Annotated in this window: 25 protein-coding genes and 1 tRNA gene; 20 read left to right on the forward strand and 6 right to left on the reverse strand. The window is 44.4% G+C overall.

Annotation, left to right across the window (positions count from 1 at the left end; genetic code table 11):
* Nucleotides 1-25: 25 nt before the first annotated feature.
* Nucleotides 26-592 (reverse strand): hypothetical protein, encoded by a 567-nt coding sequence (locus F551_RS0106120; RefSeq protein WP_018996613.1) that lies wholly within the window; start codon nt 590-592, stop codon nt 26-28.
* A 311-nt stretch (nt 593-903) separates the two neighbouring features.
* On the opposite strand from F551_RS0106120, the gene F551_RS0106125 reads away from it, so the two are divergent.
* Nucleotides 904-980, forward strand: a tRNA-His gene (locus tag F551_RS0106125).
* Between the two features lie 59 nt (nt 981-1,039).
* On the opposite strand, the gene F551_RS0106130 is transcribed toward F551_RS0106125, so the two are convergent.
* Nucleotides 1,040-1,540 (reverse strand): hypothetical protein, encoded by a 501-nt coding sequence (locus tag F551_RS0106130; protein ID WP_018996614.1) that lies wholly within the window; start codon nt 1,538-1,540, stop codon nt 1,040-1,042.
* 303 nt (nt 1,541-1,843) lie between these two features.
* Between F551_RS0106130 and F551_RS0106135 the strand changes: the two genes are divergently transcribed.
* The 11 genes from F551_RS0106135 (at nt 1,844) to F551_RS0106185 (ending at nt 12,443) form a co-directional block, all read left to right on the forward strand.
* Entirely contained in the window at nt 1,844-2,812 is a 969-nt protein-coding gene (locus F551_RS0106135; RefSeq protein WP_018996615.1) for an LpxL/LpxP family acyltransferase, read from the forward strand.
* A gap of 78 nt (nt 2,813-2,890) precedes the next feature.
* A complete protein-coding gene (locus F551_RS0106140) occupies nt 2,891-3,310 on the forward strand; it encodes an acyl-CoA thioesterase (RefSeq protein ID WP_018996616.1) in 420 nt (139 codons plus the stop codon).
* On the forward strand, nt 3,310-3,861 hold the full coding sequence (locus tag F551_RS0106145; RefSeq protein WP_018996617.1) for a LolA-like protein: 552 nt from the start codon (nt 3,310-3,312) through the stop codon (nt 3,859-3,861). Before F551_RS0106140 ends, F551_RS0106145 begins: the two co-directional genes overlap by 1 nt.
* Before the next feature lie 5 nt (nt 3,862-3,866).
* Entirely contained in the window at nt 3,867-6,080 is a 2,214-nt protein-coding gene (locus F551_RS0106150; protein ID WP_018996618.1) for an MMPL family transporter, read from the forward strand.
* A complete protein-coding gene (locus tag F551_RS0106155; RefSeq protein ID WP_018996619.1) occupies nt 6,070-7,314 on the forward strand; it encodes an NAD(P)/FAD-dependent oxidoreductase in 1,245 nt (414 codons plus the stop codon). The genes F551_RS0106150 and F551_RS0106155 overlap by 11 nt, the downstream gene beginning before the upstream one ends.
* Entirely contained in the window at nt 7,314-7,925 is a 612-nt protein-coding gene (locus F551_RS0106160) for a DUF3261 domain-containing protein (RefSeq protein WP_018996620.1), read from the forward strand. The genes F551_RS0106155 and F551_RS0106160 overlap by 1 nt, the downstream gene beginning before the upstream one ends.
* A complete protein-coding gene (locus F551_RS0106165) occupies nt 7,922-9,088 on the forward strand; it encodes a beta-ketoacyl-ACP synthase (protein ID WP_018996621.1) in 1,167 nt (388 codons plus the stop codon). Before F551_RS0106160 ends, F551_RS0106165 begins: the two co-directional genes overlap by 4 nt.
* A complete protein-coding gene (locus F551_RS0106170; RefSeq protein WP_018996622.1) occupies nt 9,085-9,552 on the forward strand; it encodes an ApeP family dehydratase in 468 nt (155 codons plus the stop codon). The genes F551_RS0106165 and F551_RS0106170 overlap by 4 nt, the downstream gene beginning before the upstream one ends.
* On the forward strand, nt 9,549-10,292 hold the full coding sequence (gene fabG, locus F551_RS0106175) for a 3-oxoacyl-ACP reductase FabG (protein WP_018996623.1): 744 nt from the start codon (nt 9,549-9,551) through the stop codon (nt 10,290-10,292). The genes F551_RS0106170 and fabG overlap by 4 nt, the downstream gene beginning before the upstream one ends.
* Nucleotides 10,292-11,518 carry a beta-ketoacyl-ACP synthase gene (locus F551_RS0106180; protein WP_018996624.1) on the forward strand — a complete coding sequence of 409 codons (1,227 nt, stop codon included), beginning with the start codon at nt 10,292-10,294 and terminating at the stop codon, nt 11,516-11,518. Before fabG ends, F551_RS0106180 begins: the two co-directional genes overlap by 1 nt.
* A 31-nt stretch (nt 11,519-11,549) precedes the next feature.
* Complete coding sequence (locus F551_RS0106185; protein ID WP_018996625.1) at nt 11,550-12,443, forward strand: MipA/OmpV family protein; 894 nt, start codon at nt 11,550-11,552, stop codon at nt 12,441-12,443.
* A gap of 60 nt (nt 12,444-12,503) precedes the next feature.
* Here F551_RS0106185 and F551_RS0106190 read toward each other — a convergent pair whose 3' ends face one another.
* Together F551_RS0106190 and F551_RS0106195 are read right to left on the reverse strand one after the other, a co-directional pair.
* Nucleotides 12,504-12,932, reverse strand: coding sequence for a hypothetical protein (locus F551_RS0106190; protein ID WP_018996626.1), 429 nt, complete (start codon nt 12,930-12,932; stop codon nt 12,504-12,506).
* Nucleotides 12,933-13,065: 133 nt separating this feature from the next.
* Nucleotides 13,066-13,515: a hypothetical protein gene (locus F551_RS0106195; protein ID WP_018996627.1), complete on the reverse strand. Its 450-nt coding sequence runs from the start codon at nt 13,513-13,515 to the stop codon at nt 13,066-13,068.
* 133 nt (nt 13,516-13,648) lie between these two features.
* On the opposite strand from F551_RS0106195, the gene F551_RS0106200 reads away from it, so the two are divergent.
* Complete coding sequence (locus F551_RS0106200) at nt 13,649-14,416, forward strand: glycosyltransferase family 2 protein (RefSeq protein WP_018996628.1); 768 nt, start codon at nt 13,649-13,651, stop codon at nt 14,414-14,416.
* Here the strand turns inward: F551_RS0106200 and F551_RS0106205 are convergent.
* On the reverse strand, nt 14,409-15,029 hold the full coding sequence (locus F551_RS0106205) for a 4'-phosphopantetheinyl transferase family protein (protein ID WP_018996629.1): 621 nt from the start codon (nt 15,027-15,029) through the stop codon (nt 14,409-14,411). The genes F551_RS0106200 and F551_RS0106205 overlap by 8 nt on opposite strands.
* Nucleotides 15,030-15,063: 34 nt before the next feature.
* Here F551_RS0106205 and F551_RS0106210 point away from each other — a divergent pair, with 34 nt between their 5' ends.
* The 6 genes from F551_RS0106210 to F551_RS0106235 are packed head-to-tail and all read left to right on the forward strand — an operon-like array spanning nt 15,064 to nt 19,272.
* Nucleotides 15,064-15,729 (forward strand): beta-ketoacyl synthase chain length factor, encoded by a 666-nt coding sequence (locus F551_RS0106210; RefSeq protein ID WP_233355219.1) that lies wholly within the window; start codon nt 15,064-15,066, stop codon nt 15,727-15,729.
* Nucleotides 15,717-16,520 carry a lysophospholipid acyltransferase family protein gene (locus F551_RS0106215; RefSeq protein WP_018996631.1) on the forward strand — a complete coding sequence of 268 codons (804 nt, stop codon included), beginning with the start codon at nt 15,717-15,719 and terminating at the stop codon, nt 16,518-16,520. The genes F551_RS0106210 and F551_RS0106215 overlap by 13 nt, the downstream gene beginning before the upstream one ends.
* Nucleotides 16,517-16,774 (forward strand): phosphopantetheine-binding protein, encoded by a 258-nt coding sequence (locus tag F551_RS0106220; protein ID WP_018996632.1) that lies wholly within the window; start codon nt 16,517-16,519, stop codon nt 16,772-16,774. Before F551_RS0106215 ends, F551_RS0106220 begins: the two co-directional genes overlap by 4 nt.
* A gap of 10 nt (nt 16,775-16,784) precedes the next feature.
* Nucleotides 16,785-17,030, forward strand: coding sequence for an acyl carrier protein (locus tag F551_RS0106225; protein WP_018996633.1), 246 nt, complete (start codon nt 16,785-16,787; stop codon nt 17,028-17,030).
* 5 nt (nt 17,031-17,035) lie between these two features.
* Nucleotides 17,036-17,593, forward strand: coding sequence for a COG4648 family protein (locus F551_RS0106230; RefSeq protein WP_018996634.1), 558 nt, complete (start codon nt 17,036-17,038; stop codon nt 17,591-17,593).
* An 11-nt stretch (nt 17,594-17,604) separates the two neighbouring features.
* Nucleotides 17,605-19,272 (forward strand): AMP-binding protein, encoded by a 1,668-nt coding sequence (locus F551_RS0106235; RefSeq protein ID WP_018996635.1) that lies wholly within the window; start codon nt 17,605-17,607, stop codon nt 19,270-19,272.
* Here the strand turns inward: F551_RS0106235 and F551_RS16330 are convergent, their stop codons facing one another.
* Nucleotides 19,273-19,686 carry a rhodanese-like domain-containing protein gene (locus F551_RS16330; protein WP_018996636.1) on the reverse strand — a complete coding sequence of 138 codons (414 nt, stop codon included), beginning with the start codon at nt 19,684-19,686 and terminating at the stop codon, nt 19,273-19,275.
* Between the two features lie 263 nt (nt 19,687-19,949).
* Between F551_RS16330 and F551_RS0106245 the strand changes: the two genes are divergently transcribed.
* Nucleotides 19,950-21,506, forward strand: coding sequence for an HAL/PAL/TAL family ammonia-lyase (locus F551_RS0106245; protein ID WP_018996637.1), 1,557 nt, complete (start codon nt 19,950-19,952; stop codon nt 21,504-21,506).
* Nucleotides 21,507-21,557 lie beyond the last annotated feature (51 nt).

Raw genomic sequence — 21,557 nt, forward strand, 5'->3', positions numbered from 1 at the left:
GGAGATTAGGTGCTTGTTTTAGTTGTTATTCTGCCGCTTTATTCAATTCTGATCCCGAATTCGGGGTATCGTATATGGAGCGTAATAAAGACGTTCCTTGCTTTGCAAGTTGGACGATATCATTGGGAAGATCATCAGGGTCTTGAGCAACACATCTCGATAAAACTTTTGCAAGCTTCATTAATTGTGGGGATGCAGAGATTATTCTCGCTTGGAATTCAATTTTCAGAGGGTCGCGATCATATTCTGCGCTTGGTACGCGCCAACCACCCCAATCTTTTTCATCCGTAACAACTTTTGGAAATGTACCCGGGTGAGGGTGGTCTGTTGCTTGTTCAGATTCTTTCCAACGGTTTTTTTCACGGATTACGCGCCAGCTTTCCAAATCACCAATTGAATCTGTTGGAGCATCTGTTTTGTCAGCTGCCAGTTCAGTAGCGGCAAACTCGCGTCCTAATCCAACATCATAATGAATTTTCAGAGGTTCATCTAAGCCTTTGACCCATTGAGGAATCACCTTTTCGACGATCGCCCATGTACCAACAGGCTTCACAAAGACTTTTTGATTTTTATGAAACGACGCTTTGGCCATAATTTCTCATTCCTCATTTAGTTATCAACACCCTACCAGAAATGATTTAGAGGGACGTTTAGTCGATAGAGAAAATTTCTGGCGAATTTTTGTGAAATTGGAAGGAGCTTTTCTCGCGTATTGAAGTGAGAGTGCGCCTATTTGAATGCTTCCGGTTTTTATAGATTTTTAATGGCTGGTGGGTTTGACAATTTCTTTCGATTTTGGAGATAAGTAGTCAAGTAAATTGAAATTTGCTCAAATTCGGGCTTGCAGAGTTTGTTCATTCGATTTATTACCCGCTGCTCAGCATTCGCTGTTGAAGAAAATGTGCCGTCTTAGCTCAGTTGGTTAGAGCGCCTGGTTGTGGACCAGGAGGTCCCAGGTTCGAGACCCGGAGGCGGTACCATCTTCAAATACAAAAGCCTCCCATCGGGAGGCTTTTTTGTTGTTCCATGTTTTGAAAAACTAAGCAGAGAGCGCTAAAGGCTGGTGGATGCTGTCAGCTGCTTGCAAATACAGATTCTTCAAACTCAATGCATCCCACAATGCATTATGTCTCACTGCGCCAGCCAAGTTTATGTAGTGGGCGTCCACTCTGTGCATTTCCGTTTTGAATGACGGAAGATTTATCATCTTGCCCGGAGAAACCATCATTACATTCATGAGATGGGCGATATCTTCAGGCCAGTCGGCAACAAAAGTAATGTCATCATCACCCGAAAGAAGCTGCTGTAGTCTATCTCCCCATTTTGCGTAAGCAATATGTTCTGGGGACAAGCCATTGGCTGTCATAACTGGGAGTACGTATTCAGCGACCCAAGGGTGCACTTTTTTTGTTGCAACAAGAAGGTCGATGTCTTCCTGAGGTAGAGCTAGATATAATGGTGTGCCGTTCTCAGGAACAATGGCGATTGATAGAATGTCGCCACCAAAGCTGTTGAATTCACAATCAATAAAATATCGCACGGTTAAATTCCTTCTGTCAGTTAAATTTTGACAGTCAAATTTTAAGATTTGATTGCGTTATGCCCACACATCTGGCCATTGATTGGCTCTTTTGATTGTGTGGGCAAAAACGTAGTCGGTCTGGTCTTCTGAAATCAATATAGCCTATTAACGTTAAAAAGCCGGTCTATTGATTGCTAAAGTATCGCACCTTTTAGGTAACCTTTTGATGACCATAACATGAAGCTTTTTCTTCGACATTGGGGGCAGCTTGTTCTAAATGTCAGATCATTGAGCATGAATCACTGATTAGTAGATACCTTTATGAGCAAAACTGATTCTAAAAATTGGACTTCACAAGAAGAGCGTGGCTCAAGATTCGGAATTTGGTTCTCTGCTAGTTTGTTCAAAGTGTTTGGACGACGTATTTCCCTGCTGTTTTTAATGCCAGTCGTGGTTTTTTTCTATTTGACCGGAAAAGAGCAAAGGCAAGCATCGCGTGCCTACCTTAACCGCGCCTATAAAAAAGGCTTGTTAAAAAGCAAGCCGGGGTTTTGGACTGGATATCGTCATTTTCTAGCTTTTACAGGTTCCTTGCTTGATAAACTGGGGAGTTGGACTGGTAAGATTGACAATACTCACGTGTCTGGTGTTGATGGTGGAGACTTTGACGCTGCAAAAAAGTCTGGTCGTGGCGGTGTCGTGCTAACAGGGCATTTTGGAAACCCAGAACTAATTAGAGCTGTGGCCACAGTTAATGAGCGTTTCTCAGTCACTGTACTAATGCACACCAAAAACGCTGAGCAGTTTAATTCTGTGCTGAATCAATTTTCAGATCACTCAACAGTCCGATTAGTGCAGGTTGATGACATCGATATTTCCGTAGCTATGATGCTTTCAGCTAGGGTAGAAGAGGGTGAATGGGTTGTGATGGCTGCAGATCGTCCACCACCTAATTCGAAATCAGAAAATAATACAATACCCGCAAATTTTCTCGGCGGAAAAGCTGAGTTTCCAGTTGGACCATATATATTGGCTGCAGCACTGAAGTGTCCCACATATTTTTTATCGTGTATTCGTACAGACAGCAAACCACCATTTGCGATTTCTTTTCATCAATTTGCTGATCCCGTCGTGTTACCAAGAAAAGGGCGTATGCAAGCCATCCAAGCCTATGCGCAGGATTATGCCAATTTGCTGGAGAGTGTTTTGCAAGATGCTCCGCTTCAATGGTTTAACTTCTTCGATTTTTGGAATGAATTTTCCACAGAAGAGAATGAAAACGCGCGATAACTCATACTAAGTATTGCCGAATCTAAGTCAGTCATAGAATAAAGCTAGAAGTATATTTTAAAGGGCATTTTGAAGTTTATGAGACGCGCAATTGTTAAATCGGAAATTTTCAGTGAGGCGCAGTTTCATGATATCGATCCCATGAACATCGTTTGGCACGGTAATTATCCGCGTTTCTTTGAGTTAGCTCGCGTCGAAATTCTCGATAAAATCCGATATGGTTATGATGAGATGAAAGCATCTGGATATGCTTGGCCGGTTATTGAAATGAATATTCGATATGCGCACCCGATGACACTACGTGAAAAGGTGAAAATCAGCGCGGGTATCACCGAATGGGAAAACCGCCTTAAAATTGACTTTGAGATTCGCAACAAGGAAACCAACAAGCGATTGTGTAAGGCTTACACGACGCATGTTGCTGTTGATTTGAAAACGAACACAATGCTTTGGGAAACTCCGAAGGTGTTTCGTGATAGACTGGAGCCATACCTTTGATGTTTAGTTTAATTGCGAGTTCAATTGTATTTATGGCAGTGCAATCTGCTTCCGAAACAATAGACACATGTTCAGAACCATTGAGTGTAGCTCAGGAAGCTGGCACGCGCACTTTTACGCAGGAGAGAAGTCTGGTTGGCATAGAGCAGTCTCTCGTTTCTTCTGGTAGAGTCGAAGTATCCGAAGACGTCATTCGATGGATAGTTTCTGACCCGATTGAAATTTCGACTGTCATTTCTTCAGGAGGAATGACTCAATCGATTGAAGGTGGTCCTGCACAACCTATTGGTGCCGCCGGAGCGAGCAATCCTCTATTGTCTGAAAGTGGATTGATAAAACTGTTGAAAGGTGACCTCACAAACGTTGAAGCCAGCTTTGAGGTCAATGAATTGGCAAATGAAGATGGTTGGGGCGTGTCTTTAATTCCCAAAGCAAATGAAATGGCTCAACACGTTTCGGGAATAGAAGTGTATGGCTGTACAAAAATCGATACTATCAAAGTGAATCAATCCAATGGCGACACGATTAAAGTGTCGTTTTCTGAAGGATAGACGATTTGTTTAATCGGACCAAAGGAAGAGGCGGCGCATTATTGTGCGTTATCTGGCTTGTGGTCTGTGCGATCTTTTTAATTGGTCGTTTTTCAAATGGCGTTCCAATAGATACAAATATTCAATCTATTTTACCCAATCAGACACTCTCTCCAGCAGTAAAAGCAGCGATGGATCGATCGGGAGAGGTGGCATCAAACCGAGTTGTGTTTCTTGTATCCTCAAAGGAAGGAGACACATTGAATGTTGAGGCTTCAAATGCTCTCTCCAAGAAACTGATCGAGGCCGGCCTTTTTAAAAATGATCAAGCTGACAATGAAGAATTGGGTCGATGGATATTTGCTAATCGAAATGAACTCCTCTGCGAACCCACGGAAAACTTTACGGCGGAAACGGCTCAATTCATTCGCAAAACAGCACTTGCAAGCGTTTATGGCGTGGGAGGTCCAGTAACGGGTGACTTGCTAAAGGCTGATCCGTTTTTGCTGACGATTAGGTTAGCAAATTGCCTCTCTAATGGCGTTGCAAGCCTGCCTGCAAATCAAAGCATGCTGACCGGAAAATTGCTTGAGCCCGCTTATGCAATGGATACTCAGTCGAAAATTCAGGCAGTAGTTTCGGCATGGGAAGAAGAGTGGCTACCTCAAGGCATTGAATTGGCGAGAGTTGGTGCGGTCTTTCATGCCGCTTATGGAGCAAAGTCAGCTAAGACGGAAATGACCTTCATCGGAGGAATGGGGCTGATTGGAGTGGCGATGCTGTTTTGGTCAGTTTTTGGACGTGTTTTAAATGTTATAGCTGTAGCTAGTCTCATCGCATTATCCTGCACCTCAGGGCTAGCAGCGACTTTAATGTTTTATGCTGAAATCCACATGCTTGTATTGGTATTTGCAGCAATGTTGGTTGGAGTTGTCGCTGATTATGCAGTACATGCAATGGCAACCGGTGTAGGCAATGATTGGCCCTCTGAAATGGATAGAAGAAGACACTTATTGCGTCCAATGAGTGTATCCATGCTAACTACTGCGGCGGGCTTTGCTGGTCTGTTTTTTTTGGGCGTTCCATTATTTCAACAATTGGCAGTTTTAGCGATCGTTGGAGTTTTTACAGCCTGGGCGCTAGTTCTGTTTATATTCCTACCACTCGATAAAACTCCCGCGAGCAATGAAGGTGCATTGCGAATTCGTTGGATGCGTACTTTATCTTTTGCCACAAATTTTTTGCCAATATCGATGCAGTCGGCGGTTGCTGCTGCTGTTTTTATTATCATTGGGGGCATTGGTTTTCTGGTAGCCCAACCTCTCGATGATGTGCGTCGGTTTCAACCTCAAAAGTCTGAATTGGTAGAACAAGAAAAAAGTATTTCAAATATAATCGGATCGACGTCATCGCAGGTGTTTCTCGTTTCGAAAGGGGAGACTCTGGATGAAACTAAACAGAATGAAGAGGTTTATCTGGAAGAAATTGTTGATCAAAACGTATTTGCTTTGACGCGGTTTGATCCATCTCAAAAATTACGCTTAGCAAACAGCGCTATTTTGCAAGAGAAGTTGTTTTCACCCTATGAGGCAGCGCACCGTGCTCAGCTTGGGGCCATGGAGCCGGATGAGGCATTGGATGTATCTGTAAAACGTCCCAGTTGGTTTTCAGACCTTCATGTTGAAGATGAAGGAAAGCATTATTTGATAGCGCGTTTATCTTCTGCCGAGGGACTATCCAATTCGGAAAAAAACGTGATCGTTGATACGGCGAGTGAATATTCCCAAGCTTTTGCTTCATATAGAGCACTGTCTGGTCGTTCTCTCATCATTGCTGTGTGTGTTGCTCTGGTATTTGTGTTCATAGTCTATCGCAAGCCTTTCGCGTTGAGCATAGTATTGGCACCAGCTGCGGCAATGCTTTGTGGAATTTACCTGCCCGCCATTTGGGGCCAACAAATAACGTTCTTTTCTATGGCAGGAGCTATGGTGTTATTTGGTGTGAGTGTAGATTATTCTGCATTCATGTGGGAAGCTGGACGTAAACAGGAGGCTTGGACCAAGGCATCTGTTCTGGTTGGAGCCGTTACGACAATGCTTTCAATGGGGTTGCTCGCGTTGAGTGAAACTTTACCTGTACGAAGTTTCGGAATTACTGTTGCGGTTGGGGTTATTTGCGCACTAATCTTTTCAACGTTTCCTTATTATCTGGCTAGGAAGGATGCCTTAAATGCAGACTGAAACATGTGATGTCGCAATAATTGGAGCTGGTCCTTCGGGAGCAATTGCTGCATCTATTCTGGCGGATAAAGGATGGCATGTGAAAGTGTTTGAACGTCAGCACTTTCCTCGTTTTTCCATTGGAGAAAGTCTTCTTCCTCACTGTGCTGAATTCATTGCAGAAGCAGGCTTGATGGATGCGATTGAAGCAGCTGGATTTCAATACAAAGATGGCGCTGCTTTCACGATGGATGGAGAATATGAAGATATCTATTTTCCGGATAAATCAACGCCAGGGCCGGGAACAATATTTCAAGTTCAACGTGACCGGTTTGACAAGGTTTTAATCGATGGAACAGCTGCCAAAGGTGTTGAAGTTTCATTTGGCGAGACAGTTGTTTCATTTTCTTCCGAGAGTGAATTAGCTGATCATGCAGAATTAATTGTCAAAGACGAAGCGGGAGAAGAAAGAGCCATTCGGTCCCGTTTTGTAATTGATGGATCAGGGTTTGGCCGCGTTCTGCCAAGATTGCTAGATCTTGAAACACCTTCAGATCAGACAAAGCGTCGATCTTGTTTTAAGCATGTCACAGATAATATTGATCATCCTGATTTTGATCGAAACAAAATTCTTATCACTGTGCATCCTGACGATCCACAAGTTTGGTTGTGGCTTATCCCTCTTTCAAACGGCCTGTCGTCCATAGGTGTTGTTGGAAAAGATGAAGTTATCAAGCAAGCTGGTGAATGTCCCGAAAGTCGATTGGACCATTATGTCCGAACATCTGGACTGATGGGGGACGTTATGGCGAATGCCGTTGAAGCGCGTCCAGCGAACGAGATTGTTGGTTTTTCTGCGAATGTGAAAAATCTTTATGGTGATAAATACGTATTGCTTGGAAATGCAGCTGAATTTCTTGATCCTGTATTTTCATCTGGTGTCACCATAGCAACAAAATCAGCCTCACTTGCAGCCAAACTAATAGATGAACAGTTGAAAGGGCACAGCGTCGATTGGGAGAATGACTTTGCAGTTGAACTCAAACGCGGTGTTGAAGCTTTTCGTGCGTGTGTGAATGCTTGGTATGACGGATTATTGCAGAGATTGATCTTTATGGACAATAGATCAGAGGATATGACCCGGTATTTTACGGCAATACTCGCTGGATATGCTTGGGATGAAAGTAATCCTATTGTAAAAGACCCTAAAAGATTTTTCCGGTTGATGGACGCGCTGACTAAAGAAGACGCTTAATGAAAAAAGGAATATTGCTTGCCATTGGGGTGAGTGTGGCCGTGCTGACAACGGGGTGTCAGTCCACACAGTCTATAGCGCAGGATACAGGAATTGAGGACGAAGCTGCCAAAGCATTCATAGGAAATGGTTTGCAATTGTCCTTGCCGAAAATTCCCGACTACCCGCATGAGTTGCAGGCAATGCAAACTTTGATTGCAGATCATGATGGACGAACACAGGCGTTACAAGCAGTCCTTTCAGCTAAATCAGATCAAGTTAATGTTGTGATGATGTTGGCAAATGGTCCACGCATTATGGAGGTAGACTGGACACCCGAAGACATCCTTGAAACGCGGTCCAGTTTTGCGCCTGAAAAACTATCTGGCCTCAATATTCTGGCAGATATATTCCTTGTTTTTTGGCCTGAAGCTGCGGTGAAAAAAGCATTGCCAGAGAACGTTTTTGTCATTCAAAAAAACGGTTTACGCTTGATATATGATGATGAACGGCAAATTGCTGATATTAGATATTACACTAAAGACAAACGTGGACGTGATCACTTCGTGCTGACCAATTATGATCTAGGTTATTCTCTGACAATATACAGTGATGAGATGTCGGCCCAATGAGTAAGATATTTATCAACGCATATTCGGTTTGTTCCCGACTTGGAATGAATAAAAAAGAAACGTTAGAGAGCCTGCGTTCTGTTGCTCCGCCTGTGCCTGATGAAACTGTTGAGCTAGCAGGTGGTTCGACGACTAAAGTCGCTGTTTTACCAAAAGAACTTCCTGAAGTTGCTGGTGTGACGACGAGAACGAACCAACTGACTGCTTACCTTGTTTCTCAAATGCAAAACGAGATTGATGGGGTTCTTCAAAAATACGGCTCTAATCGTGTCGCAGGAATTATTGGTACCAGTACGACCGGAGTTGAAGAAGCGATTGATCCTCTCCAAAAACGGATAGAGGATGGAGATTGGGATCAATCCTATAGATTTTCGGATCAAGAGTTAGGTGATACCGCTGAATTCCTGCAAGCACATATTGGGTTTGACGGACCGTGCCACACCGTCTCAACAGCTTGTACGTCAGGATCTAAGGCGCTTGCGGCAGCTGCAAGGTATTTGAATGCTGGTATAGCCGATGCGGTGATATGCGGGGGTGTCGATTCACTTTCTCGTTTGACAACGAATGGATTTGACGCCCTAGACAGTGTCTCTCCCGATGCCTGCACACCGTTTAGTAAAAACCGTTGCGGCATCAATATTGGTGAAGGTGGAGCGTTATTTATTCTGACAAAGGATGAAGGCCTATGGGAATTGACAGGTTGGGGGGAAAGCTCCGACGCTTATCATATGTCTTCTCCAGAACCTTCTGGTGCAGGTGCTGAACTTGCGGTCAGAGAGGCATTGCAACGCGCAGATTGCAAAGTCGAAGAAGTTGATTTCATCCATATGCATGGAACCGCCACACCTTTAAACGATGCAATGGAATCAACATTGGTAAATCGCATTTTTGGGAGCGATAAACCATGTGCGTCGACCAAAGGGATGACAGGGCATACATTGGGCGCAGCAGGAGCAATTCAAGCAGCGATCAATATACTTGCGCTTGATGAGCAGTTTTATCCACCCCACGTTTTTGATGGTGAATGGGATGAAGAGCTTGAAAAAATCAGTCTGACCAAACCACAACAAAAACCAAATACACAGATCAAAACGATATTGAGTTCCAGTTACGCATTTGGTGGAAGTAATATTGCCTTGATAATAGAAAAGGCGGGTGCATGATGCTGACCTATCCACACCCTAAAGAACTGGCACCTCATGACCCGCCAATGTTGTTGGTCGAAGAAATTGTGTTGTCCAATTCTGATGAAATAGTCGCAAAGACGAAGATAACAAAAGACAATCTATTCTTTGTCGCAGGGCGCGGTGTACCGTCCTATGTTGGGTTTGAGATTATGGCGCAAACGATTGCTGTACAGGATGGGTTTAACCGGAATCAAAAAGGATTGGGGACCAAAATAGGTTTTCTCCTTGGTTGCAGAAAGTACACAGTTACGCGCGATTGGTTTGTTGTTGGGGAAGAATTGACAGTTCGAGCAAAAGCTTTGCTGTCTGAGGGAGAGATGCAATCTTTTGATTGTGTGATTGAGGATAATCAGGGAGAGCAATTGGCTGCGGGTGCAATCAATGTTTTTAGTCCTGAAAATCCAGAAGAGTTTATAAAACAAGGGGGCGGCGCGGCATGACACAGGCGAGCCTAAATAAAGATAAGCGTGTCTTGGTAACGGGAGCATCCAAAGGCATTGGTCGAGGGGTTGCTATTCGTCTTGGTCAAATGGGATTTCACGTTACGGTTCACTACGGACGCGATGAAGAAGGGGCGACTGAAACCCTCGCTCACATTACAGCTAATGGCGGTAAAGGGAATATCGTCGGCTTTGACGTGAATGATCGTGATCAAGTCAAATCCGTTTTAGAACAAGAGGTTGAATCCAATGGACCTTATTGGGGGATTGTATCGAACGCAGGAATCACCCGTGACAACGCTTTCCCTGCGATAGAAGGTCAGGATTGGGATGATGTCGTCCGCACCACTTTGGATGGTTTCTATAATGTTGTGCATCCGCTGACTATGCCGATGGTGCGCGGTCGAAAAGGTGGTCGTATCGTTGTGATGGCATCTGTATCAGGTGTCATGGGGAATAGAGGTCAGGTGAATTATTCCGCTGCAAAAGCAGGATTGATTGGTGCAGCAAAAGCGTTGGCAGTTGAACTCGCTAGCCGTAAAATCACTGTGAACGCCGTGGCCCCTGGTTTGATCGAAACATCGATGACAGAAGATATTCGGCCTGAAGTCATGGCTGCTATCCCGATGAAACGTGCAGGAAATGTTGATGAAGTTGCTGCAACTGTGGCGTTCTTGTTCCAGCCAGAGGCTGCCTATATCACACGTCAGGTTATTGGTGTGAATGGAGGGCTGATTTAATGCGTCGCGTTGTCGTAACTGGCATGGCAGGCATGACTGCTCTAGGGAATAGTTTTGAAGAAATAAGCCCGAAACTGAATGCTCAAACCGCTGGTATTCGTAATATGCCAGAGTGGGAAGAATACACAGACATGTCGACCCGTTTGGGTGGGCCAATTGATGGATTTGTGCATGAAAAGGCCTATCCAAGGCAGGCGCGTCGGTCCATGGGACGCTTGGCTGTGATGATGGTCAAAATGGGTGGAGAAGCTTTAGAACATGCAGGCCTGACAGACGACCCAATTGTGAAAAGCGGACGCATGGGCGTAGCTGCAGGATCATCATATGGGTCCACACCTGCGACGTTGGATTTTGTTGAGTTTCTTGAGACGGGCAAAGCCAAAGGTTTAAATGCGACAAGTTATATCAGGATGATGAGCCACACTGCGCCTGTTAATATGGGGGTGTATTTTGGCCTTCAAGGGCGGGTGTACACAACTTCATCGGCATGTACCTCAGGTGCGCAAGGTCTTGGTTATGCTTTCGAAGCAATCCTGTCTGGAGCACAAGATTTAATGATGGCAGGTGGATCAGATGAGTTCTGTCCCACTATGACAATGGTGTTTGATCGCTTATACGCCACGTCTACTCGCAATGATGACCCGCAACATGCCGTGAGACCGTTTGATGAAACTCGCGATGGTCTTGTTATTGGGGAAGCGGCAAGTGTGCTAATTCTTGAAGAGTTGGAACATGCATTGGCGCGTGGTGCGAAGCCAATCGCCGAAATTGTTGGTTTCTCGACTAACTGTGATGGACAGCATATTTCTCAGCCAAACCGTAAAACTCAAGAAGTTGTAATGCGTCAAGCACTGGAACAATCGGGTCTTTCGGTGAGTGATTTATCTTTTGTATCTGGGCATGGCACAGGAACAGCAACTGGTGACGTGGAAGAAAGTCATGCAACTCATGCCGTATTCGGTGATAGAGTGCCGTTCCACACACTGAAGGGAAATTTCGGACATACATTGGGCGCATGTGGTGCGATTGAAACTTGGCTAGGTATCGAACAGCTTAAAGAAGGGCAGATCTCACCGATTGCTAATCTTGCCAATGTTGACCCTAAATGTGCAGATCTGGATTATGTTATTGGGAATACACGTAAGGTTTCCAAAAATGCCTTTTCATCGAGCAACTTTGCTTTTGGTGGAATAAACACATCATTGGTTGTGTCTAACTACGAATAGACTTGCTTGGTTTTTAGTGAAGGGTGGAGCTATGACAATAGGAACAAAGACATTGCGGTTTGGTGTAGCAATTAGTGCAGCTGCTTTGTGTCTGGGAACTGCATCCGCACAAAACGCTTCAGACAAATCAGAGTTCGTACCTGATGAGCCATTGTGGGAAGTTCGTATTGGCGGAACAGGATTGTATGGCCCCGACTATCCTGGAGCATCAGACCAATCTGCTAATGGTGTTGTGGCACCTTTGCTTATTTATCGAGGCGAGAAAATCCGTTTTGGAGAATATGGAGTTGCCCGCGCTATAGCAGCGGAGAATAAACGTTTTGAGTTAGATTTGTCGTTGGATGCAGTCTATTCGGCAAATTCAACGGAAGGCGGTGCGCGAGAAGGCATGCCTGATCTAGACTACCTTCTTCAAATTGGACCGCAGTTGATTGTGAATCTAAAGGATACTGGGTGGACAGCTGATGGACGATCCAGCTTGAAGTTTAGAGCGCCTATTCGCGCGGTCGCGAGCACAGATTTTACTGGAATAGATCATGTTGGTTACATTGCTGAACCACAACTTGTGTTTCAACGTAAGAAGGGTGGAGAGCTCAGGTCTGGTTGGTCTACAACATTATTCGCTACATTTGGCGATGAGGGCCTAAACGACTACTGGTATGGAGTTGATCCCCAATTTGTGACAACGGACCGAACTGAATATGAAGCTGAAGCTGGTTATGTTTCAACAGGATTTAGAGCTTCTTGGACTAAAGAACTGACTGAAGATTTTCAAATATTTCTAACATATCAAGGTCGCTCATTTTCGGGCGCTGCTAATGAAGATAGTCCGCTTCTGCGTGAAGACTTTACACATGCTGCGAGTGTATCTTTCGTTTGGAAAGCATTTAAAAGTAAGCGTCCGGCGCAAAACGACGACATGTAATTAAAAAAGCCCGAACTGTTTGAGAGCTCGGGCTTTGTCATTTTGATCTTTTAGCTTCAATTATTTAGAAGCTGTGCCGTTCAATGGTGTCTTGGCAACGAATTTGTTTTTAAAGCACACATATTCTGTAGCTGGGTTGAAATCAGTACCCATTGAAGAGTGCACACCAGTGATCTTAGTTCCGCCTTTAGATTGAGCTAAGTCTCTCATCGCAATCAATGAATTTAGTAGAGCGCGCTCACAAGAACTTTGAATTTTCTTGTGGAATCCGTTTGCTGGGCGTCCGCCTGTGGAGACGTCACCAATTTGAGTACCTGAAGCTGATTTGCCCCACACGATTGGGAAGCCGCCAAGAGCTTCTCTGTTCTCTTCTTTTTCCATGAATTCAGCAACAGAGAAAACATGCGGCTTTGATTTGGCTTGAGCCGCTGGAGCGCTCATCAAAAGCGCAGTTGCAGATGCGGCTAGAACTATAGATTTGATCGACATTTTTGTATCCCCGACTACTAAGAGTAGATCCTAATATGCATTATTTACTTAGCTTTATAATAGTAAAAAATGTCAAGTTAAAGACGTTAGAGTGTATTTGTGATGTTCGTTTACTAAACGGCGGAGGGGTGGTTTAATCGTTCAAAGCCGTAATTGTGCCCTTCAACAGAACACGTGAGTTTGTATGTCCAGTGCGGCATTGATAATGCGTCGCTGAGATATAGTCTGTACCTGTTACTGTGGATTGAATTGCTTCTACCGCAATGCCATTTCGGGTTTGAGCTTCCTGTTTAAGGACCAAGAGCGCAGATATCATAGCCCACTCACAGGCTTCTTGATCTGTTTTTCCAATTCCATTTGTAGCGCGTTTTACATTTGCAATACCGACAGGTTGTCCTAGAATTTCATTGCCAAAAGAAAATTTAAAATCACCCAATCGGCTCTGAAATGCTTCACTTGCGAGTAGTTCATCGATCGAGTGGAGTTGAATTTCACTCTTCGCAAATGCTGAGGGTGCATTTATGCCCCACAGAATAAATGTTGAAACCATTAGAGTGAATGCTGATTTTATTTTGTTTTTCATGGTCTATCTTTATTTTTGATGAGCAGTTTGAAAATTGATTAGACTTCAAACTTGACAAGATAGGGGCAATTTGCCGATCCCATTGCATTCGGATACTTAAATTTCAGTCACAAAACATTGGATCTAAGCAGTCATGACACCGGAAATTTTGATTGGAGCAATTATTCCAACTTACCGTCATGTGAAAGCACTTCCGTCGATTGTTGATGAATTAGTTGCGCGAGATTGCCCAGTTATAATTATTGATGATGGTAATGCGCCTGAACAAGCTCAGCAAATTGCTGCATTGGCGGACCCTATGAGGCGGGTACAGGTTGTTCGCCTTTCAGAAAATGGTGGAAAAGGAGTGGCCGTCAAAGCAGGCTTTAAACAAGCTGCGGAATGCGGTTGGACTCACGCCATCCAGATCGATGCAGATGGTCAGCATGATATATCGCAATTGCCCGAAATGATGGATCTTTGTAGGCGAAATCCTAAGGCGGTGATTTGCGCCATTCCGGTTTATGATCACACAATTCCAAAAGGCCGAAAGATCGGACGGGAGATCACCCACTTCTGGGTAAGAGTTGAGACATTATCTCTTGAGATCAATGATTCAATGTGCGGCTTTCGGATTTATCCATTGGAAGATGCAGTCCATGTCATTTCACGAGAGTTGATTGGTGCGCGAATGGATTTTGACACCGAAATTCTTGTTCAATTGAACTGGCGAGGTTTGAGAGTCGTGGAGCATCCAACCAAGGTAATTTATCCTGCTGAAAATGTCTCTAATTTCAGAATGCTTTGGGACAATGTACGCATTTCTGCGATGCATACGCGGCTTGCTGTACAAGCGCCTTTTCGAGTGCCTATCAGAAGTCTGAGACGGCTATTGACCAACAAATACCCGAAGATTAGCTAAGTGAATTAATGGTTGGTAGAATGATAGGTTTTGAATCAATTGGCTCATTTCCGGCGATAGACACGTAGAAGTTATCGTAAATGCGCTGGTGCCATCTCCAACCGCTTTTTGTTGGGATCAGTTTGTCATCTTGAGCCGAGTTTTCGCAAAGAGTTTCGACTAGATCTTGCGTGTTGGGATAGGTGCCAAAAGCTTTGTAATAGGCTTCTAAATAAGTCCAACCTCTACAAAGGCTTTCAATCGGATAAATAGAGCAATCCTGCCCATCGACAAAGCGGGAGAGTATATCGGCCCAACTACGGCTCGTATCCATGTATTCAATATCGAATCCGAGTAAAATAGTTTTGTCGCTCACAGCAGCGCCACACAATCCTCTGCAGTGTGAACGACTAAGACTTGCTTTATCCGTGTTGATTTTTGATTCTGCGTTTGATTGCGCGATATCCGCCCAATCCCGTTGCTTTTTTAGCGCGAACCGATCCGTTATTGGAGATGCAGCGTATAATCCGACAAATATCGCCAATTGATAGACCTCTAATTCTTGCATGCATTGCAAGCTATCTATAGCAATAAATTTAATATCAGTACCAACTAATTCGTTCTTTAATGGCATGGGATAGAGTTGGCTTAATTGTTTCTGAGAATGAATGAATAAAATGGGACAAATGATCGGACAACTAAGGATGAAAGCATTCTCTGGCCTTACCAGACAGAATGAAAAGGTCACAGAATATGGTGACCTAAAGCCATTAAGTGACCTTCCCAAGCGCGCTGTCCGTAGGTTTTCTGATCTGGAACGCGGCGTCATATCGTGTTTGATGGGGCTAAACGAAAACTTAGAAGGTGGTTTAGGGAATACTCCGATTGTCCTTGCATCGCGCTACGGAGCGATGACTAACACGCTCGAATTACTGCGTTTGATAAATCAAGAAGAAACGCTTTCGCCAACGGCGTTTTCATTGTCAGTACATAATGCGGCGGTGGGAGTTGCAAGCCAACTTACAAAAAACCAAGGTGGACATACCGCTATTGCGGCAGGTGAACGATCATTGCACGAAGGATTGACCGAGTGTTACGCGCGCTTGGTTGATGGACAAGAACAAGTGGTGCTTATCTATTCTGATTGCCAATTGGTCAAAGAGTATGCCCATTTTGGACAAGTAGATGTCGATGTTCAATTTGCTTTGCTATTAGACAATCCCCCAGAAACTTTAGATCAAGATATTCACCAAATATCGCTGGACGTGCAGGGGGCCATCGATTCGCTAATTGGTATAAATGCGGGGGCGGTAAATCTTCAATGGAAGATGTAAAATCAAGAATATATATAAAGGCCCCTTGGACGCCTGGTCGTACTCTGAGGCTGGTTACAACAGGAATATCGTTTGCCTTTTTTGGAATCGGTGGATTATTGCTTGCGCTAGTCTACTTTCCGCTGATGCGATTAGTCGTGTGGAACGCGGAAAAGCGAGCCAAAATATCTCAAAAATCAGTGCATTTAGCTTTTCGTCTTTTCATTGAATTTATGAGAGTGATGGGAACTGTTTCTTATGAAATTCATGGTGCTGACAAGCTGAAATCAGTTCGGGGAACTGTCATCGTAGCAAACCATCCTAGTTTGCTAGACGTTGTGTTCATGATGGCCTTTTTACGTAGGACGCGAGCGGTCGTGAAGGAAAGTGTCGCGACAAACCCCTTTATGGGCGGTGTAATCCGGTCATCAAATTACATTCCGAACACAGGTGTCCCTGAAGCTTTAATCGAAGCATGCGCTGAAGCATTGCAAGAAGGCGCTAACCTTTGCATCTTTCCTGAAGGGTCAAGAACGCCAATTGGTGAAAAGGTGAAATATCAACGCGGCTTTTCTTATGTGGCTCTTAAAAGCAAAGCGCCCGTATTGATTGTAACAATAGAGGTGAACCCGCCAAGTCTAAGAAAGGGTGAGCCTTGGTACTCAATCCCGGAAAAAAGAGCGCATTGGGTGATTCGTGTCCACGATACGATTGATACTGGCGCTGAGTATGGTAATGAGCGTCCCGTTATTGGTGCAAGAAGGCTAGCGCTAGACGTTCAGACAAAGATCGAAAAGGAACTTCAAGTATGACTGAACTTGAAAAAGAAATTCGGACATTACTTATTGATGTACTCAACTTGGAAGATCTAACTGAAGATGAAATCGGTATGGAAGACGATTTGTTTTCAGACGACGGCGTTGCGTTGGATTCAATTGATGCGCTTGAGCTAGGTGTAGCAATTCAGAAAAAATATGGTGTTAAATTGGAGCCCAAAGACGAAAAACTCCAAAAACATTTTCAAAATATCCGTCTCTTAGCTGAGCTGATTGAAGCGCGTCGATAGGAGGGGATAGATGAATAAAGAAGAAGCATTTGCAGAGATTCGCAAGAACCTAATCGAGATATTTGAAATCCCTGAAGATGACATCAAACAAGATGCCAAGCTTATGGATGATCTAGGTTTGGATAGTATCGATGCTGTAGACATGATGGTTCAGTTGCAGGAAACAACCGGGCAAAAAGTGTCTCCGGAACAATTTGAAAATGTTGTGACTGTCGATGATCTGGTCGCTCTGGTGATCGAGCTGACAGAGAAGTAGCTCGAATGAAGCGATTGGCCAGCATCCTGCTTGGCGGGTTGACGATTCTTTATCCGCTCATTGCTGTGGCTATGTTGCGCCATGTGCCGATTTATATAGTTCTAATCGTGCTGCTCGTGGCATTGGGGCTTCGTTTATGGCTGGGTGGAAAGTCAGCACCATTTTCTATCATCCTCGCAAGTATTTCTGCAATCACCGGAATTAGCGTCACGGCGATTTTCGATCAGGAACTGTCACTGCGATTGTATCCAGTATTTATGGCGGGAGCGATGCTCGTCGCTTTCTTGGTCTCTCTTATTCGAGGGCCTTCAATGATCGAGCGTTTCGCAAGATTAGCAGAACCAGAATTACCAGATCATGCGAGTGGATACACATATAAAGTCACAGTCGTATGGTGTGCGTTTATTGCGATTAATTTGGTCATTGCATTGTGGACCGTTTTCTACGCAAGCATGGAGGTTTGGTCCATATATAATGGACTAATCGCATATGTGCTGATGGCAGTATTGTTCATTGGCGAACTTGTGTTTAGGAAATTTATCTGGAAACCCAAAGAAAGTTAGAGGCCGAAAAATTGGTCAGTATTCTGGATAAACTTCTCACTGCTAAAGCTGAGCAAATACTGTTTCAGTCAACGAAGCATGGCGATATTACCGCCGGAAATATCCGTTCAATGGCAGCGCAGATGGAAGAGCACATTTCAACTGAACAGTTGAGGACTTATGTATATGCCAGATCGGCGGCGGTTTGGTGTGCGGCCTACCTAGCTTCAGCGCTCAAGAATTGTAATATTGTCCTATTACCCCAGTGCGGGGCTGATTACTTAAAGATGGTTGGAGTGCAATCTTCGGATCTGATAAGTGACGCCGTTGATGAGGCAATTTCACCCGACTGGAGTGGTATCCAGCCTGATGCAAATATTGATAGTGATGTAACTCAAGATCCAAATTTAATATTCTTCACATCTGGTTCGTCGGGTACACCAAAAGAGATTTTCAAACCTGTATCATTGATCGAATCAGAGGCTCGCATTTGGCAAAATTCATTTGCTGGAAATTGCGATCATATTGCTGGAACAGTTTCTCATCAGCATGTTTATGGCATGATTTTCAGAATTGCTTTGCCGATCTTGAGTGGAGCCATCGGTGAAGATGAGATGGCGTTGTCATGGGAAGCCCTAATGCATTCTGTGACTGATAAAACACTTGTTGTATCTAGTCCTGCGCATTTGACACGATTACCTGAGCCTTCTTCTGTTGCGGAGAATAGGCCGGCATTTATTTTATCGTCTGGAGGACCACTTTCTCCAGAAGCCTCGTTCGAAACGCGAGACGTGATTGGTGTGCAGCCGATTGAAATTTTCGGAAGCACAGAAACGGGGGGAGTAGCGTGGCGTCAAAGAAAAACGGCTGATGAAGCTTGGACACCAATTGAAGGCGCAGAACTTTCTATTGGCAATGATGGCGAGCTTCTGGTTCAGTCTCCATTTATCGAGGATAAGTCTTCCATGAAGATGGGGGACCGCGTTGATTTTCAAGCCGATGGGCGTTTTCGATTGTTGGGCCGGATGGACCGGATTGTGAAGGTGGAGGGAAAACGCGTGTCATTGCCTCGTGTGGAAGAGGTCATTCTATCTCATCCGATGATTGAAGAATGTGCGGTACTTATGACGTCTATGGAAGGACGAGAACGACTAAGTGCTTTGGTCGTCTTAAATGACGAAGGAAAATCGGAATTAGGAAAGCTTAGGTCATTTAAGTTCAGCCGGTATCTTCGTAGGCACTTTGTTGAAATGTTAGAGCCCGCGGAATTCCCAAAACGTATTCGATTTGTGCCAAGCATACCGGTAAATTCTCAATCGAAACGCGTTCTAGGTAATCTAAAGGAATTGTTTGAATGCGTTCGCATACTCGACGTGCTGAAATCAGCCGAGGTTAGCGCGGATCGGTTCAGTGCTCACTTAACATTTGAAATTTTAGACGATCTTCCTTGGTTTCAAGGACATTTTAAAGACAATCCAGTTTTGCCTGGGTTATCGCAAACTCACATGGCTGTGCGGTTAGCAGAAGAGATTTGGTCTGTCGAACCTGCCAATATGAATGTTAGCCGAATGAAGTTTCAAAAAGTGTTGGTGCCGGGTGATGTTGTCGATCTCAAAATTGAATACAAACCCGACACTCAAAAGATAGTTTTTGCCTTTTCTAGGGGCGAAGATAAAATTTCATCTGGTACAGTAGGGTAATTAGTCAGTGGCGTAGGTGCTCATAGGAAGTTCCTTGGCCTGCCAACCTTGAGCACCTTCTTTGACGTTATATAGATTGTTCAATCCAGCGTCTTCTAGCGCTTTGGCTGCGCGCGTTGAGCGGCCACCAGAACGACATATGAGTGCTATGGGTTTGTCCGGATTAGCTTTGGACTTATTCAATATCTCTTCAATGAAATCTTCTCGTTGGTATTGAAGCATGACTGCATGTTCAGGAGTGCCGGTGCTCTGCCATTCATTTGGAGTCCGGATGTCGACGAGCGTGATTTTGCCTTCTGCTGCCTGAGAGTGGGCTTCCTCGACAGAAAGAAGTTTGGTTTCAGCGGTCGCAATGACCGAGACCGAGGATAATGTTAAAGCTGATACGAGAAAAGTGATGATGCGTTTGAACATTATTTATCCTGCTGTTTAAATGAGTAAATGATATATCATTATGGTGTGGGTTTAGTTAGACATCAAGCATATTGATGAAAAGAGATGTATAAACTTTCAATAATATGGGGGTGTTCTTTATTCTTTCACCAGAGTACATAGTGGAGTTCGGTTTAAGTGCATTTACGCAAAATGCATAAGCATGGACAGTATATTGAATTTTTGAACCTTAGAATGCTGCAAGCATGAATTGGCATTTTGAGTGTGGGGTATAGGACGAAGCAATGGCTGCTGATACAGGTGATTTTCCAACATTCGTTTTTGGTGAAGATGAACTTGATACTGTAACCTTGGACCGTTTGGCCACGCAGCGTGTCATGCCTCAAATGTCGGTCAATAGCGATGTTCTGGAGGTCATCAACAACTCGGCTAAACATGTAACAAACCTTCTTGAAAATGAAGGAAAAATTTACGGTGTTACAACTGGATATGGCGATAGCGTTGTGCGTGCTGTCCCTCCAGAATTGGTCGCTGAATTGCCTTTGCATTTATCAAGATTTCATGGTTGCGGCATGGGGCGTTTTTTGACGCCAGAAGAAACTCGCGCAACGCTTGCAGTGCGATTGGTGACGTTAGTTCGTGGGTGGTCAGGTGTTTCCATGGACTTGGTGCAATTGCTCGCCAGTATGCTGAAATTGGATATTCTACCGCTTATTCCGTCTGAAGGCTCTGTTGGAGCTTCAGGTGATTTGACGCCGCTATCATATATCGCTGGATCGCTCGCAGGAGAGCGCGATGTATTGCACAATGGGCAAGTAAAATTAGCGAGAGAAGCATTCGCTGAAGAAGGTTTGACGGAGATCACACTTCGTCCCAAAGAAGCTCTTGCCATAATGAACGGCACGTCAGTGATGACCGCTCTGGCTGGGATTGCTTTGGAGCAATCCAAGAGGTTAGCTGCAGCCGCAACGCGTTTGACGTCAATGTGTTCATTGGCGATTTTAGGAAATACGCGTCACTTTGATGAGCGTTTGTTTAATGCCAAACCGCACCAGGGGCAGATGCTAATCGCACGGCATATTCGTGAAGACCTTGCACCAATGCAAGCGAACCATGAAGCAGTGCGTATGCAAGATAGATATTCCACACGTTGCGCTCCCCACGTAATCGGGGTGTTGCAGGATGCAATGCCAATGTTGGAAACAACATTGAATACTGAAATCAATTCATCAAATGATAATCCGTTGTTTGACCCTGAAACTGGTGATGTCCTGCATGGAGGGCATTTCTATGGCGGGCATGTCTGTATGGTTGCGGATACTTTGAAAACCCAAGTCGCTAACCTTGCTGATCTTATGGATCGTCAGTTGGCGACTTTGGTGGATACGCGATATTCCAATGGTCTTCCGTCAAATCTAACAGGTGCAATAGGTGAGCGCGCGCCAATTAATCACGGATTTAAAGCTGTTCAAATTGGGGTGTCTGCATGGACGGCGGAAGCTTGTAAATTGACGATGCCTGCATCAGTTTTCTCAAGATCTACTGAGTGTCATAACCAAGATAAAGTCAGCATGGGCACAATAGGTGCGCGTGATGCATTGCGCGTAAATGAACTAACAGCACAAGTTACGGCAGCCCATATGATGGCAGCGACACAGGCGATTGAATTGCGCATGAAATCTGGCGAACTAACAGAAGCTATGGTTGGTTTGCGTGTTCTTGGGCAAATTGCAAAGGTAAGGGCGGTCGTGCCATTTATCTCTGAAGATCAGCCGATGGATAAAATGCTAGCTGAAATGACACAGCAGATTTTATCCGGTGAAATGAGCGTCTCTTTTTAATTTAGAACTCAAAACAAATGCTTAGCGAAATGCTTTGAAGCGAACCCGCTT

The sequence above is a fragment of the Hirschia maritima DSM 19733 genome, assembly GCF_000378345.1.
Lineage (GTDB): Bacteria > Pseudomonadota > Alphaproteobacteria > Caulobacterales > Hyphomonadaceae > Hirschia > Hirschia maritima.